At 54.1% G+C, this 17,780-nt stretch carries 19 protein-coding genes; 9 read left to right on the top strand and 10 right to left on the bottom strand.

Features of this window, described 5'->3' with window-relative positions; all coding sequences use genetic code 11:
* Window positions 1-12 precede the first annotated feature (12 nt).
* From pth to TA5113_RS06135, 3 genes are read left to right on the top strand one after another with little or no spacing between them, the layout of a single operon-like run.
* Window positions 13-690 (top strand): aminoacyl-tRNA hydrolase, encoded by a 678-nt coding sequence (gene pth, locus TA5113_RS06145; protein ID WP_058315473.1) that lies wholly within the window; start codon window positions 13-15, stop codon window positions 688-690.
* Window positions 687-1,736: a DUF2332 domain-containing protein gene (locus tag TA5113_RS06140; protein WP_058315472.1), complete on the top strand. Its 1,050-nt coding sequence runs from the start codon at window positions 687-689 to the stop codon at window positions 1,734-1,736. Before pth ends, TA5113_RS06140 begins: the two co-directional genes overlap by 4 nt.
* A gap of 13 nt (window positions 1,737-1,749) precedes the next feature.
* A complete protein-coding gene (locus tag TA5113_RS06135; RefSeq protein WP_058315471.1) occupies window positions 1,750-2,121 on the top strand; it encodes a DUF2237 family protein in 372 nt (123 codons plus the stop codon).
* On the opposite strand, the gene TA5113_RS06130 is transcribed toward TA5113_RS06135, so the two are convergent.
* The 9 genes from TA5113_RS06130 to rpsA all read right to left on the bottom strand — a co-directional run bounded on the left by TA5113_RS06130 (window position 2,118) and on the right by rpsA (window position 10,741).
* Entirely contained in the window at window positions 2,118-2,597 is a 480-nt protein-coding gene (locus tag TA5113_RS06130) for a helix-turn-helix transcriptional regulator (protein ID WP_058316642.1), read from the bottom strand. The genes TA5113_RS06135 and TA5113_RS06130 overlap by 4 nt on opposite strands.
* Window positions 2,598-2,632: 35 nt before the next feature.
* Window positions 2,633-2,992, bottom strand: coding sequence for a hypothetical protein (locus tag TA5113_RS16920; protein ID WP_058315469.1), 360 nt, complete (start codon window positions 2,990-2,992; stop codon window positions 2,633-2,635).
* A gap of 129 nt (window positions 2,993-3,121) precedes the next feature.
* The gene (locus TA5113_RS17055) at window positions 3,122-3,514 is read right to left on the bottom strand and encodes a hypothetical protein (RefSeq protein WP_058315468.1); all 393 of its coding nucleotides are present in this window, start codon (window positions 3,512-3,514) and stop codon (window positions 3,122-3,124) included.
* A 501-nt stretch (window positions 3,515-4,015) separates the two neighbouring features.
* Window positions 4,016-5,269, bottom strand: a complete 1,254-nt coding sequence (gene trpB, locus TA5113_RS06110; protein WP_058315465.1) for a tryptophan synthase subunit beta — start codon at window positions 5,267-5,269, stop codon at window positions 4,016-4,018.
* 80 nt (window positions 5,270-5,349) lie between these two features.
* Entirely contained in the window at window positions 5,350-6,009 is a 660-nt protein-coding gene (locus TA5113_RS06105) for a phosphoribosylanthranilate isomerase (RefSeq protein WP_058315464.1), read from the bottom strand.
* Between the two features lie 65 nt (window positions 6,010-6,074).
* Window positions 6,075-6,425, bottom strand: coding sequence for a lipopolysaccharide assembly protein LapA domain-containing protein (locus TA5113_RS06100; protein WP_058315463.1), 351 nt, complete (start codon window positions 6,423-6,425; stop codon window positions 6,075-6,077).
* A gap of 2 nt (window positions 6,426-6,427) precedes the next feature.
* Window positions 6,428-6,712, bottom strand: coding sequence for an integration host factor subunit beta (ihfB, locus tag TA5113_RS06095; RefSeq protein ID WP_058315462.1), 285 nt, complete (start codon window positions 6,710-6,712; stop codon window positions 6,428-6,430).
* A gap of 248 nt (window positions 6,713-6,960) precedes the next feature.
* Entirely contained in the window at window positions 6,961-8,955 is a 1,995-nt protein-coding gene (locus TA5113_RS06090) for a DEAD/DEAH box helicase (RefSeq protein WP_058315461.1), read from the bottom strand.
* A gap of 106 nt (window positions 8,956-9,061) precedes the next feature.
* The gene (rpsA, locus tag TA5113_RS06085; RefSeq protein WP_058315460.1) at window positions 9,062-10,741 is read right to left on the bottom strand and encodes a 30S ribosomal protein S1; all 1,680 of its coding nucleotides are present in this window, start codon (window positions 10,739-10,741) and stop codon (window positions 9,062-9,064) included.
* A gap of 349 nt (window positions 10,742-11,090) precedes the next feature.
* Here rpsA and TA5113_RS06080 point away from each other — a divergent pair, with 349 nt between their 5' ends.
* Complete coding sequence (locus tag TA5113_RS06080; protein ID WP_058315804.1) at window positions 11,091-11,504, top strand: GNAT family N-acetyltransferase; 414 nt, start codon at window positions 11,091-11,093, stop codon at window positions 11,502-11,504.
* Window positions 11,505-11,506: 2 nt separating this feature from the next.
* On the opposite strand, the gene TA5113_RS06075 is transcribed toward TA5113_RS06080, so the two are convergent.
* Complete coding sequence (locus TA5113_RS06075) at window positions 11,507-12,469, bottom strand: 2-dehydro-3-deoxygalactonokinase (RefSeq protein ID WP_058315459.1); 963 nt, start codon at window positions 12,467-12,469, stop codon at window positions 11,507-11,509.
* Between the two features lie 121 nt (window positions 12,470-12,590).
* Here TA5113_RS06075 and TA5113_RS06070 point away from each other — a divergent pair, with 121 nt between their 5' ends.
* The 5 genes from TA5113_RS06070 (at window position 12,591) to TA5113_RS06050 (ending at window position 17,658) form a co-directional block, all read left to right on the top strand.
* Window positions 12,591-13,499 carry a dihydrodipicolinate synthase family protein gene (locus TA5113_RS06070; RefSeq protein WP_058315803.1) on the top strand — a complete coding sequence of 303 codons (909 nt, stop codon included), beginning with the start codon at window positions 12,591-12,593 and terminating at the stop codon, window positions 13,497-13,499.
* A 9-nt stretch (window positions 13,500-13,508) separates the two neighbouring features.
* On the top strand, window positions 13,509-14,678 hold the full coding sequence (locus TA5113_RS06065; protein ID WP_058315458.1) for a mandelate racemase/muconate lactonizing enzyme family protein: 1,170 nt from the start codon (window positions 13,509-13,511) through the stop codon (window positions 14,676-14,678).
* Between the two features lie 64 nt (window positions 14,679-14,742).
* Window positions 14,743-15,711, top strand: coding sequence for a TRAP transporter substrate-binding protein (locus tag TA5113_RS06060; protein WP_220387194.1), 969 nt, complete (start codon window positions 14,743-14,745; stop codon window positions 15,709-15,711).
* Between the two features lie 142 nt (window positions 15,712-15,853).
* On the top strand, window positions 15,854-16,345 hold the full coding sequence (locus tag TA5113_RS06055) for a TRAP transporter small permease (protein ID WP_058315457.1): 492 nt from the start codon (window positions 15,854-15,856) through the stop codon (window positions 16,343-16,345).
* The gene (locus TA5113_RS06050; RefSeq protein WP_058315456.1) at window positions 16,345-17,658 is read left to right on the top strand and encodes a TRAP transporter large permease; all 1,314 of its coding nucleotides are present in this window, start codon (window positions 16,345-16,347) and stop codon (window positions 17,656-17,658) included. The genes TA5113_RS06055 and TA5113_RS06050 overlap by 1 nt, the downstream gene beginning before the upstream one ends.
* The last annotated feature ends 122 nt before the right edge of the window (window positions 17,659-17,780 follow it).

Genomic DNA, 17,780 nt, shown 5'->3' with positions numbered 1-17,780 from the left:
GGGCTAAAGATAATGAAACTTTTCGTCGGTCTGGGAAATCCGGGCCCAAAATACGCGGGCAATCGCCACAATATCGGGTTTATGGCGCTGGACCGTCTGGCAGAGGATCACGGCTTTGCTCCTTGGCGGAAAAAGTTCCAAGGCCAGGTGAGCGAAGGGAAATTCGGAAGCGAGAAGGTTGTGTTGCTCAAGCCCGAGACCTTTATGAACCTGTCGGGTCAATCGGTCGGTGAAGCGATGCGGTTTTACAAACTAGAAAGCACAGATGTAACCGTGTTTCACGACGAGCTCGATCTTGCCCCCGGTAAGTGCCGCGTGAAATCCGGTGGTGGCCATGCGGGTCACAACGGGCTGCGCTCAATCCACCAACATCTTGGGCCGCATTATGACCGTGTGCGCTTGGGGATCGGCCATCCCGGCCACAAAGACGCGGTGGCGGGCTATGTCTTGCGGGACTTTGCGAAAGCAGATCAAGACTGGTTGGATGACCTGATCCGAGGCATTTCTGACGGAGCGCCCCATTTGGCAGCTGGAGATTCAGGCAAGTTTATGAACGCGGTCGCTTTGCGGGTGGCTCCACCGCGGTCGTCCACAAGCAAGCCAAAAGCAGCCAAGCCAGCACCAGAACCACAGCCGGAACCCGAAGACACGCGTAGTCCGATGCAAAAACTTATGGACAAGTTTAAATGAGCAACCGCCTTGCCATCGCATGCCGTGATCAGGCGGTGCATTGCGACCGGCTTGGCAGCCCATTCATGGTGAAACTCATGGGCTTGCTGGCAGACAACAGCGCAACACATCCTGCTTTGCGCAGCTGGGAGAACCAGTTTTCTGGCGACATTAGCCCGGCTGGAATATCCTTACCGCTGCGGATCGCAGGCGGTTTGCAATATCTGGTTGTTGCCAGAAAGAGCACAGCTCTTGCAGCCTGTTACCCCCCCAATGAAGTACCCGACGCCGCACTTTGGGATGCGGTCGATACTGCATTAATCAGCAATCCGGAATTTTGGAATGCGTGGCTAGAAAACGCCCCACAAACCAATGAAGTGCGCAGGTCTGTCGCCCTTATTGCAGCAGCACATTACCTTGCAGCGCAAACGACCCTCCCTTTCCATCTCTCAGAGCTCGGCGCCAGCGCGGGGCTCAATCTGATGTTTGACCAGTTTTCAATGCAGGCAGGTCCGAACAGTTTTGGAGACGCTTCATCTGTCCACTTAACACCGGATTGGATCGGCACGCCGCCGGAGGCAAGATCCATCAAAGTGGCTTCGCGCCGTGGTGTCGACTTGAACCCGCTCGACAGCCAAGATCCCGAAACTCAGTTGCGGCTTCTTGCCTATCTCTGGGCCGATCAACCCGAAAGGGCCACGCTCACCAAAGCCGCGATTGCCATACAAAACGCCTCTGTTGATCAAGGGGACGCAATAGAATGGCTAGAGTCCCGGCTATCAGCTCCATTTGACGGGCTGCATTTGATTTATCACACCATCGCGTGGCAGTATTTTCCTGAAACAGCACAGGCTAAAGGGGCCTCTCTTATTGAATCCTCGGGTGAAAGCGCCACTGCTGACCGTCCTTTGGCTTGGCTCAGAATGGAAAATGACGGTTCCTCCCCAGGCGCTGCTTTGACGCTACGCCTATGGCCCGGCGACCTGACAGTTCAGCTTGGACGGGTCGATTTTCACGGCCGCTGGATGGACTGGCAGGCCCCGCAAACTTTAGACTGGATCAGATAGGTCAGGAACACACATGCAGAAAGACCCATCCCTGAACGTCTTGGGGGAAACTCTAGAACCCTGCTCAAGTGACCCAATGACCGGGTTCTTCCGGGACGGGCACTGTAATACATGTGATGCCGATGCTGGCAGCCATACGGTCTGTGCGGTGATGACGGCAGAATTTCTCGCCTATTCCAAATATGTCGGCAATGACCTGTCTACGCCGCGGCTAGAGTTCGGTTTTCCCGGCCTCAACCCCGGCGACAAGTGGTGTCTTTGTGCATCGCGCTTTCTGCAAGCCCATGACGAAGGCTGTGCGCCAAAGGTCTATTTAAATGCCACTCATGGACGCGCTCTTGAAATCATCCCATTGCGGATTTTGGAAGAGCACACTGCAACCTAGTCAACAATCAGATCTTCGATGAACAGGCTCAGCAACTGGCTGCGCCCACTGACTCCAGCTTTGCGATAGATCGCATTGCTTTGTGCTTTCACCGTGCCTTCTGACGTCTCACGCACGCCAGCAATCTCTGAGACCGATAGACCTTTTAATGAAAACAGAGCCACATCTCGTTCCGCTTTGGTGAGCGCCCATTGGTCAAACCTTTCCTCAAGATGTTCGTGAAATGAAGATTGAACCTGCCGCAGGCTTTCCTCGGCCTTTGCCTGCTGTTTTTGGGCGGTTCTTAGCGCGACAAACGCAAAGCTTGTGCCTAAAAGCAAACCCACAGCCGCACCAATTTCTAACAGCTCGCGAAGGCGCCAGCTGATGGGGGCAGTACGCCCGCCAAATATCGTTAAGACTATCTCTGAAACAAAAAAGAGTGCGCAGCCGATCTGAACAACGGCCAGAAGCAGCAAAAGATGCTTTTTATCCAATGCGCTTCTCCGTGGTCTGAAGATGGGACAAATGGCTAGTCAGAGTCATCATCATCTTCCTCATCTTCGCCATCGTCATCATCACCATCATCCTCTTCGTCTTCGTCTTCTTCTTCTTTCTTGTCCTCATCATCGTCCTCGTCTTCCCCATCCGAGAACAAGCCACCTTCTTCTACAAGGTAATCCCGAAGAACCTCGCCAGTGCTGCGGTTGATCACGATCTCACGGTCGATATCGCCTTTTTCTGCTTCAATCCGGATGCGCCCCAACCAGGTGCGTTCCATTTCAAAGCTGTTATAGCCTTCAGCCTTCAGCTGGCTCACGATGCGGTCAACATGCGGATTGGCAAAAGCAGGCGTCGCCAAAACGGCGCATAGTGTGGCTACGAGTATCATTCGATGTTGCATGGTGCCTCCAATGGCAATGGCCGGTCCGTGCTTTCGGGGGATGCAACACGGACCAGCCTGAGGATAAACAGGACTAGACTGGGAAATTCAAGACAAGGCCCTGTTACCCTGCCTTAGTTAGTCATCATCTTCGTCGTCGTCTTCGTCCTCATCTTCATCGTCATCATCTTCATCATCTTCGTCTTCATCCTCGTCTTCATCCTCATCATCCTCATCATCCTCGTCTTCGCCCTCGCCGTCTTCATCTTTGAGGTCATCTTCATCATCTTCGTCGAAGAGCTCTTCTTCAGTCTCAAGAAGCTCCTGGCTGGTGCTGTCATAAGTAAATTCATACTCGGTATCGCCTAGGACAGCTTCGACAATAGTTTTATCGCCGTCGGTTTCGACTTCGATGTCCGTGTAACCTTGCGCTTCAAGGTCGGCGACAATCGTGTCGGTAAAGCTTTGCGCATATGACTGCGTGGCAAACCCCAGTGTGATCGCGGCGGTAGTGGCAAGAAGTTTTTTCATTTGTTTCTCCGATGTGTTGGGCACCAGCAGTCTCGCTGGCTGTGAAAAACAAATGCAGCAGGATTGAGGGGTTCTCTATTGAACGCGGGTTTATCCAGCCAAAGATCAACCTAATGTGGATGGGCATAAACTTGAGTTTATGGCGCAAAGGCACCATTGCCGCCGAACGTACCGATACCGACACGATTTCCAAATTTCGTCGAAACCATAAAGTAAAATGGAACTCCGAAACGCGCATATCTGAATTAATTTTGAACTGAGGTGGATTATGCGAGTTGTAACGAAAGCGAACGAAAACAAACCAAAACCAATCTTGCGCATATGTGCGGCGATTTGGAATGCGGTGACTGACAGGCAACCAATGAGCGCCCGTGTCTCCCCCAATCGCTGCCCAAACGTCAATGAGTTTCAAAGAATAGCTCGGGAGATTGGCAGCCGCACCGCCATCAAAAATAAGCTGATCTAAAGAAAAAGGCGGGCTCTGGGCCCGCCTCTGAATTTTTATTCGAACACGCGGCCCTCGGGGCCTGACATGTCAAACCCGAGATGACGGGCCACCGTGAAGATATCTTTGTCGCCGCGGCCACACATGTTCATGACCAGGATATGATCCTTTGGCAGGGTTGGCGCGAGCTTCATCACATGTGCCAATGCGTGGCTTGGCTCAAGTGCTGGGATGATGCCTTCGGTGCGGCACGCAAACTGGAACGCCTCCAGAGCTTCTTTGTCGGTGATGGATACATATTGCGCGCGGCCAATGTCGTGCAGCCAAGCATGCTCTGGACCAATCCCCGGGTAATCCAGGCCAGCAGAGATCGAGAACCCTTCAAGGATTTGACCGTCATCATCCTGCAAAAGATACGTCCGATTGCCATGCAACACGCCCGGACGACCACCAGTTAGGGAAGCGCAGTGCTCCATCTTCTGGTTCACACCTTTGCCGCCTGCTTCAACACCGATGATATTCACGCTGTCATCGTCAAGGAACGGGAAGAAAAGACCCATCGCGTTGGAGCCGCCACCGATTGCCGCGATCACGGTATCAGGCAAACGGCCCTCGCCTTCTTGTTCCGCGAGCTGTGTGCGGACCTCTTTGCCGATGATCGCTTGGAAGTCGCGCACCATCGCTGGATATGGGTGCGGACCAGCCACGGTGCCAATGCAGTAGAAGGTGTCAGCGACATTGGTCACCCAGTCACGCAGCGCGTCGTTCATCGCGTCTTTCAGTGTGCCACGACCAGAGGTCACCGGCACAACTTCAGCACCGAGCAAGCGCATGCGGAAGACGTTTGGCGCTTGGCGTTCAACATCATGGGCACCCATGTAGACGACGCATTTCAGACCGAACTTCGCGCAGACCGTTGCGGTGGCAACGCCGTGCTGGCCCGCACCGGTTTCTGCAATAATCCGGGTCTTACCCATGCGTTTTGCCAGAATGATCTGACCCAGCACGTTGTTAATCTTATGCGCACCCGTGTGGTTCAGCTCATCGCGCTTGAGATAGATTTTGGCACCACCGAGTTCCTCGGTCATGCGCGGCGCGAAATACAGCGGGCTTGGGCGGCCTACATAATGTGTCCACAGGTCATCCATCTCCGCCCAAAAGGTCGGATCGTCCTTTGCCTTTTCATATTCCGCTTCCAGATCAAGGATCAGCGGCATCAGGGTTTCTGACACAAAACGCCCGCCGAAATCACCGAAACGGCCTTTTTCATCGGGACCGTTCATGAAGCTGTTGAAAAGATCGTTGGCCATGGATGCCTCTCTCACTGGTTCTTAGCCTTTGTCTTAGGGCGAAAGCGGGGAAGTTTCCATGCCAAAGTATTGCTTAAGTGTTAGGAAAGTTTCGGCGCGGGCTCTTGCATTGCAGCTTTGATGAAAGCACGGATCAAATCCGGGTCTTTCACACCCGGCGCGCTTTCAACACCTGAAGACAGGTCCACTTGTTTAGCGCCCGTCATTTGGATCGCACTGGCGACGTTTTCGACCGTCAGCCCCCCCGCCAGCATCCAAGGTTTTGGCCAAAACTTACGTTTCACCAAAGTCCAATCAAAGGTGATGCCGTTGCCACCCAACATCTTGGCATCTTTCGGAGGTTTTGCATCCACCAAAAGTTGGTCCGCGACCGCGCCGTAAACATCAATGTTCTTGGTGTCTTCTATGGAAGCGATGCCAAAAGCCTTGATCACAGGCAGGCCGTAGATTTCACGCACTTCTGCCACGCGCTCGGGTGTTTCGTGACCATGCAGCTGGATCATATCAAGCGGCACTTTGGCCAGTAGGTCATCCAGAAACGCATTCTCGACATTTACCACAAGCCCAACCTTGGCCACGCCAATGGGTGTCTGCAACGCCAATTCCCGCGCCTGATCAAAGGAAACAAACCGCGGAGATTTGGCAAAGAAGTTGAACCCAACGTAGGCAGCGCCCGCCTCGGCGGCCACTTTGATGTGTTCAGCTTCTTTTAGCCCGCAGATTTTGACGCGTGTTTTCATGACAAACCTTTAACGAAAAACGCCCCGGAACAATCCGAGGCGCTGCATCAGACTTGATGACGGGTTTAGCTTGCTTCTTCCAGAAGCGCCAGAACCTCGTCCTTGTCTTCTTCCTGCTTGCCTTTCAAGCGACGAACCTCGCGCTTGGTTTGCTGCAATTCGCGTTCTGTACGTCCGGCTGCAGCACGCAGTTTGTATTCGCGCATCCATTCCCATGCGAAGCCGATCATCAGGCCTGCAATGATGCTGCCAAAGATCACCACAAAAAGCGGAAGTGAAATCGAGTAATGCATGCCGGAGAGTTGCGCCAATGGATCTGGCAACAGGTTCAATGTCACCGAACCACGATTAGCCAAGGCAATAGAAATCAGCACCACGCCCAGCGTGGCCAAAAATGCATAGCGAATATAACGCATGTTTAGGCTTTCCCGTTCAGACGATCCCGAAGGAGTTTCCCTGTCTTAAAGAACGGAACGTGTTTTTCTTCAACTGCGACAGATTCACCGGTGCGCGGATTGCGGCCGACGCGGGCATCGCGTTGTTTTACGGAAAAGGCGCCAAAGCCGCGCAATTCCACCCGATCACCACGAGACATGGCTTCGGTAATTTCGTCGAAAATAGTGTTTACAATACGCTCGACGTCGCGCTGATAGAGATGCGGGTTTTCGTCGGCGATTTTTTGAATGAGTTCCGATCGGATCATCGATGTCCACTCCCCAGGGGTATTGCTTATGTTGTTATATGCATCCACCCCGACTATAGGCATCTCGGCCCATAACGGAAACATTAACTCCGGTTTCAGCCTCACAAACCCCTGATTTCTTACAAAAATACGCTTCAAAGTCGTATTTTGAGCAATAGCATGCCGATCAAAGACCCGATGTTCTGCGGGCGCAAAGAATGCTGCGTTGCGGCAAATCCTTGTCGATTCGCCGCAATCGCACGTCGCCTTTAGCGCCGTTTAGGGCGCGCGTCGCCACCAGCTGCTTTGGCTGCCGCACGGGCTTTGTTCTTTTTGCTATTGGGTTTGCCCTTTGGCGGCGGTGGGCCTTTTGGCTTACCGCTTGGCTTACCAGAAGGTTTTCCGAAGCTCTGGCCTTTAGACTTACGGTCGCCAGATTTCCCGCCTTTGGAAGAGCGATCTTTCCAAGCCTCTTCGTCACGCGGCTTGTAAGGTTTGTCTTCACGCGGCTTCGCGGCAGAATCTCCACCTTTACGGTGCGGCTTCTTTCTAGGTTTGTCATCCAACGGATCAAACCGCTTGCCGCCACCCGGCTTTTTGAACTTTGGAGGGCCGTCTCTTCTCGGTCCGCGATCATCGAACTTTCGGCTTTTGAACCCGCGGTTTGGCCGCTCAGAACGCTCTGGGCGCTCGAGCTTCGGCTCGCCGTCGACCTTCTCGATCTTGGCATCTTCGACCTTTTGATCCGGGCCAATGGCTGCAAGGAAGCCATCAACGCTCGAACTCAAAACCTGAACATAGGTTTCGTTGTCTTGAATGCGGATTGCGCCCAAATCGTCTTTGGTGAGGTTACCTGCCTTGCACAGCATAGGCAGCAACCGGCGCACTTCTGCACCCGCCTTGCGGCCACCAGACACAGAGAACCAAGTGCTTGGCCCAAAATCTTCTTTGCGTCGCGGTTTGGATTCGGTGAAAGCATTCAGCTCTTCTGGCGCAGATCGCGCAGTACGGCGCAGGCGCAGATAGGCTGCGGCCAGTTGTTCCGCGGAAAATGCTGCGGTCAGCGCATCCACACTGCCCTGCTCAACCTCGTTGATCGGTTGCGTCCAAGCCTCATCACCCATCATGCGCTCATCTTCACGCGCAGACACTTCGTCTGCCGTTGGCGCACCGCCCCATGTGGCATCCAGTTTTGCCATTTTCAGGATGCGGTTGGCTTTATTGGACGTGCGTTTGGTGACGATCAAAGCACTTGTGCCCTTGCGCCCTGCCCGGCCCGTCCGGCCAGAACGGTGCAGAAGCGTTTCATGGCTACCGGGAAGTTCGGCGTGCACCACCAGATCTAGGTTAGGCAGGTCAATGCCGCGCGCGGCAACGTCAGTCGCGACACAGACATTCGCCCGTCCATCACGCATCGCTTGCAATGCGTTGGTACGCTCCGCTTGGGTCAGTTCACCCGACAGACAAACAACCCGGAACCCACGGTTTGAAAGCCGCGTGGTCAGGCGGTTCACTGTTGCGCGTGTATTGCCGAACACAATCGCGTTTGGCGCATCGTAATAAAGCAATGTGTTGATCACCGCGTTTTCAACGTCGCGATCCACCACATTCATGGCGCGGTATTCAATATCGGCGTGTTGTTTGTTTTCGGATTTCACGACAACACGGATCGCATCGTTCTGGTAGTTCTTCGCCAGAGCTGTGATCATTTTTGGAACCGTCGCTGAGAAAAGCAGCGTCTGGCGGTCTTCAGGGCATGCGCCCAGAATGAACTCTAGGTCTTCACGGAAACCCAGATCGAGCATCTCATCCGCTTCATCAAGCACAACCGCGCGCACTTCAGACAGATCAATCGCGCCCTTTTCAATGTGGTCACGCAGGCGGCCTGGGGTGGCCACAACAATATGCGTGCCGCGATCCAGATTGCGACGTTCAGTGCGGATATCCATGCCACCCACGGTGGAGGCCAGAATTGCGCCTGCTTTACCATAAAGCCAAGCCAGCTCGCGTTTCACCTGCAAAGCCAATTCGCGGGTGGGTGCGACCACCAAAGCCAAAGGCGCGTCTGCGCGCTCGAACCGTTCGCCTTCGCCCAGCAATGTCGGCGCAATCGCCAATCCAAAGCCGATGGTTTTGCCAGATCCAGTTTGCGCGGACACCAACAGGTCTTTGCCCACATAGTCGTCGCTGATGACGGCCTGTTGCACAGGCGTCAGGGTTTCATAGCCGCGGTCATCCAGCGCGTCTTGCAGGGCTTGTTTCACGTAAGGGATCTTTCAAAAGGTGGCTCCAAGGGGAGCCGAAAAAGGAAAGGTCCCGCCCGATTGGGCGAGACCAAAAGGTTTTTAGATCGCTGATCTAAAGGTCGACTTATTCGTCGCCCTTCAGAGCTGCGCCCAGGATGTCGCCCAGGGACGCGCCGGAGTCGGAAGAACCGTACTGTTGTACCGCTTCTTTCTCTTCCGCGATTTCGCGTGCCTTGATGGACAGACCCAGACGGCGAGTCTTGGAGTCAACATTGGTTACACGTACGTCAACTTTGTCGCCTGCATTGAAGCGCTCTGGACGCTGGTCTGCACGATCGCGCGCCAGGTCAGAACGGCGGATGAAGGATTTCATGCCTTCGTATTCCACTTCGATGCCGCCATCTTCGATCGCAGTCACTTCAACAGTTACGATAGAGCCACGCTTCACGCCACCAACTGCGTCTGCGAACTTGTCGCCACCCAGTGCTTTGATGGACAGAGAGATACGCTCTTTTTCAACGTCAACTTCAGACACAACCGCTTTGACGACGTCGCCTTTGCGGTAGTTCTGGATCGCGTCTTCGCCGCGCTCATCCCAAGAGATGTCGGACAGGTGAACCATACCGTCGATGTCACCTGGCAGGCCGATAAACAGACCGAATTCGGTGATGTTCTTAACTTCGCCCTCAACCTCGGTGTTCTCTGGGTGAGATTCAGCAAACACTTCCCATGGGTTGCGCTGTGTCTGTTTCAGACCCAAGGAAACGCGGCGCTTGGTGCCGTCGATTTCCAGAACCATGACTTCGACTTCTTGAGAAGTAGAAACGATCTTGCCTGGGTGTACGTTCTTCTTAGTCCAAGACATTTCAGAAACGTGTACCAGACCTTCAACGCCTGCTTCCAGCTCAACAAATGCACCGTAATCGGTGATGTTGGTGACGCGACCAGTGTGCACAGATTCCAGTGGGTATTTCGCAGCAACCAGATCCCATGGATCTTCCATCAGCTGTTTCATGCCCAAGGAGATACGGTGTGTCTCTTTGTTGATCTTGATGACCTGAACCTTAACGGTTTCACCGATTGTCAGGATCTCAGATGGGTGGTTCACACGACGCCATGCCATGTCGGTGACGTGCAGCAGGCCGTCAACGCCGCCCAGGTCAACGAATGCACCGTATTCAGTGATGTTCTTAACAACACCGTCAACCGCATCACCTTCTGCCAGCTTGCCGATAACCTCAGCACGCTGTTCTGCGCGGGACTCTTCCAGGATCGCACGACGGGACACAACGATGTTGCCACGGCGACGGTCCATTTTCAGGATTTGGAATGGCTGCTTCAGACCCATCAGTGGGCCCGCGTCACGTACAGGACGTACGTCAACTTGGGAGCCAGGCAAGAACGCAACAGCGCCGCCCAGATCGACTGTGAAGCCACCTTTAACGCGTCCGAAGATCGCGCCTTCAACGCGTGCATCGTCTGCGTATGCTTTTTCCAGGCGATCCCATGCTTCTTCGCGACGTGCCATCTCACGAGAGATAACCGCTTCGCCACGAGCGTTTTCAGCTGCGCGCAGGTAAACTTCTACCTCGTCGCCAACGGAAACTTCAGGAGCTTCGCCAGGGTTTGCGAATTCTTTAAGTTCAACGCGGCCTTCCATTTTGTAGCCTACGTCGATGATGGCCTGACCCGCTTCAATTGCGATGATCTTGCCTTTAACAACGGAACCCTCTTCTGGGGTGTCCATTTCGAAGCTTTCTTGCAGGAGGGCTTCGAATTCCTCCATAGATGTTGCTTGAGCCATGTGGTCTCAGTTTCCTTTAACAATGTTTTCTGGCCGCGCGGTTGTCTCCGCCGGTCTTGGTTTCGTTGCATCTAACGCCGCGTGCTAAAGCGTTGCAAACATTGGTGAAAATACACAAACAACAAGGGCCGAAGGTTTCCCTTTGGCCCTGCTCACCAGATTTGCGACTCTTAACGGTCGTCAGACAAGGGGGCGTATAGGCGGGAATGGCCTTGTTTGCAAGGGGGGTCGGCGTTCCAAAAACGCGAAATCAAAATACTGAAAGGCAATTCAGAATTGGCTAGCATTGAAAACAGCCCACGGTGGCAACGTACAAAGCCGAATACAAAAAGGGATAAGCAACGCCAAAATGAATTTGACGATCAAACGCATCAGCGACGCTGAAACCCTCCCCCTTCGTCACAAGGTACTTTGGCCAAATCACCCGATCGAACAATCCAAGGTCGAAGGCGATGAAACGGCGTCGCATTTCGGCGGTTTTCTCGATGGTGGGTTGGTCTGCGTGGCATCGCTTTTTGAGGATGACGGAATCCGGCTGCGTAAATTTGCGACCGACCCCGATTACCAAGGACAAGGGTTTGGGAGCGAGATGCTGGCGTACCTTCTGGAGAGAGCTAAAGAAACGGATGCGACTTTCTTTTGGTTTGACGCGCGCGAAAGCGCACTGCCGTTTTATGAGCGCAATGGCTTTAAACCAGAAGGACCGCGTTTCTTTAAAAACGCGGTCCCTTACCGACGTGTCCGCCGTTCCTTAGCGGACTAAACTCAAGCCGCGTCCGAGCGCGCCTTGACGGATGCAAAGATTTCCAATGCCCCGGCGATTGCTGCGTGTTCGCCGCCGTCCACCGTGACCAAATCAAAGATCGCGGCCGCTCGGCGGTAACGGTCGTTCAAGCCATCATTGCCCACAATGCCAACGGAATCCCCGGCCTTCATCCAGCCGCAATCCCGTGCCTGACGGAACTCAAGTCCAATCAATAGACCCGAGACATAATCCTGCATCTCTTCTGATTTGAGTTCATTGGCCAACATTCCTGTTCGCACAGAGAAGAGTTGCGTCAGGAAAGCGGCATCGCCAGCAGTTGCATTTTCAGCCACCCTCACCCCACGATCATAGCTCTCCCAATCAATGCCTTCGGATTTCGCAGCAGCTTTGGCGATGAAAGAATGCTCTGACATCAAGGCAAAGATCTCGCCCGTCACAAAGGTCTGGAACCCCAAGATCCGGTTCTGACCAACTTTTGCCCACTTACTGTGGGTCCCCGGCAAAACAATTGTCGCCTCTTTATCTAGACCAAAACCAAGGATCTGCGTCTCTTCCCCCCGCATCACATCTGGGAAAGGCTGGCGCGTTGTGTCCGTGATCCCGGGCAAAAAATATAAATCAGCCCCATTGGGCAAACGGCGCTGAATAATACCGTCTGCTAGGTCGGATGCGGTCGCTGGGCAGCGCACATATGGCACCTCAATCCAGCCATTGCGGCTTGTGATCATTCCCAAAGCGATCACCGGTAAATTGCCAAATTCGTCAAACCAAGAAGACAGAGCGTTCATCAATTCCGGCTCAAATGCCCGGTCTGCAATGAACCGAATCCCCCGGCTTGATTCGGTTTCCCGAGCGATCTCCCCGTCAGGCTCCACCAACATGCAACGCAGGGACGTGGTGCCCCAGTCGACAACAATAACCCTTTTAGCAAAGGGGTTTGGGACACGTGTAGAAGTTTCCATTTGAGTTTTTCTCCGTTGAACTTTGGGCCTGAACTCAGGGTTTGAATTCTGGGGTTGATATATCGGGCAACCATCGCTAGTGTCAAAATATGTTTTGCAGTATCACAATATGGACCACACGATGCACGACGCTCTAAACGGAATACTTCCCGTCCTGCCAACCCCCTTCACGCCCGAAGGCGGCGTTGACCTTGAGGCGATGCCAAAGCTGGTCCGCTATGCGATTGACTCCGGCGTATCCGGTGTCGTTTTCCCGGGTTTTGCCAGTGAGGTAGAACACCTTCAGCCAGACGAGCGCGAGGCGCTGCTATCTGAAGTGGTGAAATCTGTTGATGGTGCGATTGCGATTGTCGCTGGCGCGAGCGCTGAGACTCCAGATGAGGTCATTTCGCATGGTCGCGTGGCACAGAAGCTTGGCGTGAACTGGCTTATGATCCAGCCGCCAAAATCCATTGGTAATGCGGTTGAAGCCGTGACAGCATTTTTTGAACCTATCTTCAGCGCGCTGCCTGAGGTCCGGGTCATCTTGCAAAACGCACCTGCCCCGCGCGGCTCTGATCTTTCCGCGGCGACCATTCTGGAAATTGCACAGCGCTTCCCTCAGGTGGCTTACGTCAAAGAAGAAACTCTCCCGGCTGGTCCTGCCATCACTGAAATCCTGGCACATAAACCCGACACTGTTTTGGGTGTTATTGGCGGTGGCGGGGCCCGTTATATTTTAGATGAGTACGCACGAGGTGCCTGCGCAGCGATGCCCGCTCTGGAGATTTCCGGCGAGCATGTCGAAATGGACAAAGCTTGGCGCGATGGCGACTTCGCAAGAGCGCGCGACCTGTATGTCCGTACCCTGCCCTTGCTGACATTGCAGGCGGTTTACCGCATGAGATTGACCAAACACACCATGATCCGCCGTGGTATTCTTGAAAATTCTTTCGTACGCGCTCCCACGGCAGCACTGGACGACCATGCCATCGCCGATATTGACTCAAACCTGGCAGAGCTTGGGATCATCCAAGCCGCAGCAGAATAGGAGTCATCCGTGTCTGAGACCGTTAATTCCGTCGAAGTCTTTACGCTGACCCTCCCTCGGGACGTGCCTTATTTAGGCGCGGCCCGGCCAGGGGAAGAACCAAATGCCAAAGGGTATTTGGTGCGCAAAGGCAACCGGACTGTCTATCCAACATTTGATCGCTCAATCCTCGTTCGGATTGAAACCACTGGCGGCACAATTGGCTGGGGCGAGACTTACGGGCTTGTTGCCCCTGGTGCGGTTGGTGAGTTGATCAATGACTTGCTCGCGGACTTCACTATCGGGCGCGACCCAAGTGATCCTGCCGCAATTTATGACGATCTCTACGATCTCATGCGCGTTCGAGGCTACACTGGCGGTTTTTATGTCGACGCATTGGCCGCCATTGATATCGCCCTTTGGGACATCGCGGGCAAACTGGCTCAAGAGTCCGTCGCCAGCCTACTCGGTGGCCGCAAACACGAAACCATTCCAGCATATATTTCTGGCCTGCCAGAAGACACAACTGAGAAACGCGTGGCCTTGGCACAGTCGTGGCAAGCCCGTGGTTTCAATGCCTTCAAGTTTGCCGCTCCGGTTGCGGATGACGGCCCGGTTGCCGAGATTGCCGCGTTGCGCGCAGGACTTGGGCCCGACGCACAAATTGCAGCCGACATGCATTGGAACCAAACTGCTGACGAAGCGATCGAGTTGATAGAGGGCATGGCCGCGCACGGCCTTTGGTTTGCGGAAGCGCCCGTTCGCACCGAAGACATCGCCGGATTGGAAAAGGTTTCCAAAGCCACCAAGACACCCACTGCTGTGGGTGAGGAATGGCGCACCCATTTTGACATGCAGCACCGAGTGGAGCGGTGTGACATCGCTATTGTACAGCCAGAAATGGGCCACAAAGGCATCACGAATTTCGTGCGCATCGGCGAATTGGCCCACGCGCATGGTATCGCGGTGATTCCACATGCCACAATTGGCAGCGGCATTTTCTTGGCCGCCAGCATCCAAGCGTCAAGCGCATTGGAAGCCACAACATTCCACGAATTCCAACATTCGATTTTTGAGCCTAATCGCCGCCTCCTGAAGGGGGACATGGACTGTCAAAACGGCGCTTACGTGCCGCCGACTGGCCATGGGCTTGGGGTCGAACTCTCTGAGGAGGCGATCGCCCTGCTCAAACCTTTGTAACCGGCGCGCCAATTCGGCCGCCAACCCATCAAACACCGAATTATTCATTGGAGGAGGAAAAACCGTGAATATCAAAACCACCATGCTAGGAGCCGTTGCTGCTTGCGCTATGGCATTTGGGGTTTCCGCTGAAACCCTGACGCTTGTAAACTCTGACGCCATCGACTCTCAGATGGACCGCATGAACAAGCATTTCAAAGGCTTGGTCGAAGAGCGGTCCGGCGGCGACATCACCGTGAACTACATCACCGGCACCCAGCTGGGCACGCCACCACAAGTGATGGACCAAATGGCGACGGGTTCTGTGGATGCGTTGGGCACCGCGGGTTCTTGGCTCTCTGCCTATGCACCAGATACAGCGATCATGACTTGGGGCTTCACTTTCCGTGACAGCGACCACGTGTTTGATTTCTTCCGCTCCGAACTCTTCCAAGACCTAACAACAGACATGCGCGAAAAGGCGGGTATCCGTGTGCTGTCTGGCGGCCCAACAGAACCACGCATCGTGTTCATGAATGATGAACTGCCAGCGGATGGCAGCTTTGATGGCCGCAAAATGCGCATCCCACAAATCCCATCCTATCTGGGTCTGTGGTCCGCTCTGGGCGCGCAACCAACGCAGGTTGCTTGGGGCGAGGTTTACCTTGGTCTGAACACCGGTCTGGTGGATGGCGCTGAAGGCCCTCCAACAGCGGCGATCTCTCAGCGTTTCCATGAGGTTGCACCGAATGTTTACATGACAAACCACGTTTGGGCCTCTTCCGCGATCATGATTAACGAAACCAAGTTCCAGTCCATGTCAGCAGAGCACCAAGAAATCCTGGTTTCTGCGGCTGAGGACGCTGCAAAATTCGCCTTTGACGACGCAAGCGCGCGTCGTGACGAAGTGTTGGATCAAATGCGTTCCACTGGTGCGACCGTGCGTGACTACGACACGACTGCCCTGCAAGCAGCGGCGCGTGAAGGTGTGGCAAAGGCCGAAGCAGATGGTCTGTGGAGCGCAGGCCTGTTTGAGAAAGTTCAAGCGCAGTAAGCCTCGCTTTCGATAACTCATGAGGTGGGCTGAGCCACGCTTGGCCCTCCTTTAAAACCTCAGGTGCAATGTTGCGCCAAAGGTCGTAGCCCATGCTACATTTGAAATCACTCAAACCGGGTTGAACTTTAAGGAGGGGGCAATGCGTCACGCTCTCAAATCATTCATTCGCGTGCAGGGCCAAATCGAAATGGCCATCTGCATGCTCCTCGTAGGGCTGATCATTGGCACCATCATCTACCAAGTAATTGCCCGCTATGTGTTCAACGCACCCTTGGCTTGGATGGAAGAGGTTGTGACCATCTTCTTCATTCTGCTCACTCTATTTGGGGCCTGCGTGGCCGCGAAAGACAAGCGCCATATCTTGGTGGACCTCTTCCCACGCGGTCCCGTTGCACGGTTCTTGGGTGTCGTCATGTCCCTTGGCACAATCACTATATTGGTTGTTTTACTCACATACACGGCCCCGGTCCTGAAGGTCCAGTTCATCCGCAGCACCATCTCGCTGCCGGTTAACTTTCCAATCGCTTACTACAATATTCTGCCTCTAATCTATTGTTTTGGCTCGATCATCCTATCGACGACCTATGACGTGATCTACGAGCGCAAAGACGAAAACGAGGCCTTGGTCTAATGGAAGCTCTCCTTCTACTTTCCCTACTGTTCGGGCTAATCTTCCTGCGTATGCCGGTGCCTTTTGCCATGCTCGGCGCCGCTGTGATCTTTATCTTGATCCAGCAAATGACTGGCGGCCACCTGATGATCTCTATCGCGGGACCAAAGGTGATCCTTGAACGGATGACCCCGTCACTTGAAAGCTTCCCGCTTTTGGCGATCCCATTGTTTGTCTTTGCCGGAAACCTGCTCAACGTGGGCGGCATAGCAGACCGGATCTTTGCTTTTGCGAAAACACTTGTGGCACATATTCATGGCGGTCTGGCACACGTGAACATCCTTGCGTCCATCGTGTTCTCCGGCATGTCCGGCGTGGCTGCGGCTGACGCTGCAGGCCTTGGCGCGATTGAAATTAAGGCGATGGAAAAGGCCGGGTTTTCGAAAGCCTTCTCCGCAGCTGTCACAGCAGCATCCTCCATCATCGGGCCAATCATTCCGCCATCCGTGATCATGGTGATCTATGCGGTGCTGTCTGGTGAATCCATCGCCAAACTGTTTCTTGCAGGCATCATCCCGGGTCTGTTCCTGGGTTTCGTCCTTATGGTGCTGATCTATTTCCTCGCTGTCACGAAGCGCGTGGAGGCACCGGTGACCCAACGCGCGACACTGCGCGAGGTTCGGTGTTCCGCTTGGCGCGCTCTGCCTGGCTTGATGGCCCCATTGTTGCTCGTCGGCGGCCTGTTGACCGGTATCGCCACCCCAACCGAGCTTGGCGCAATTGTGACTGTCTACGCGATCATCCTAGGTATCGCCATGAAAGAGCTAAGCATGCCAGCACTGCTAGATGCTACGAAGAGCACCGTTTTCACCATCGGCGCACTGGTCTTCATCCTTGCATGTGCGGCTCCAATTCAATGGCTGATTTCTGCGCTTAACGTGCCGCAAGACCTGCAGAACTTCCTGCTGTCCGTCACAGAAAACCCAATCCTGCTTCTGTTGATGATCAACCTGATGCTATTGCTGGCCGGCCTCGTTCTGGACACAGCAGCGATCCTGCTGATTGCCGTGCCAACCCTTTGGCCGATGGTGGGCTATCTTGGGATTGATCCTGTGCAGTTCGGTGTGATGATGATCTTCAACTTGCTGATCGGAGCCGTAACGCCGCCATTCGGTGTGATCCTGTTCATTATGATGGATGTGGCAAAGATCTCGTATGGATCATTGGTCCGGGCAATGATGCCTTTCTATATCCCGATCGTTCTAACTCTGATCGTGATCACCTTTGTCCCCGCCGTGACAATGTTCCTCCCAGAACTCGTTTACGGAAAATAGGAGCATAGCCCCCGAGGGCGATCAGCAAAATGATCGCCCTTGCTTTAATGCCGAGTTGATGTCGCAAAGCCTGTCGAAATACCTGGCCATAGAGTTTAGGATGCGGATCAACAACAAAAACG

This window comes from Cognatishimia activa, assembly GCF_001458335.1.
Lineage (GTDB): Bacteria > Pseudomonadota > Alphaproteobacteria > Rhodobacterales > Rhodobacteraceae > Cognatishimia > Cognatishimia activa.
Note: the sequence above shows the minus strand (reverse complement) of the source record. Positions and strands in the feature narration are given on the sequence as shown.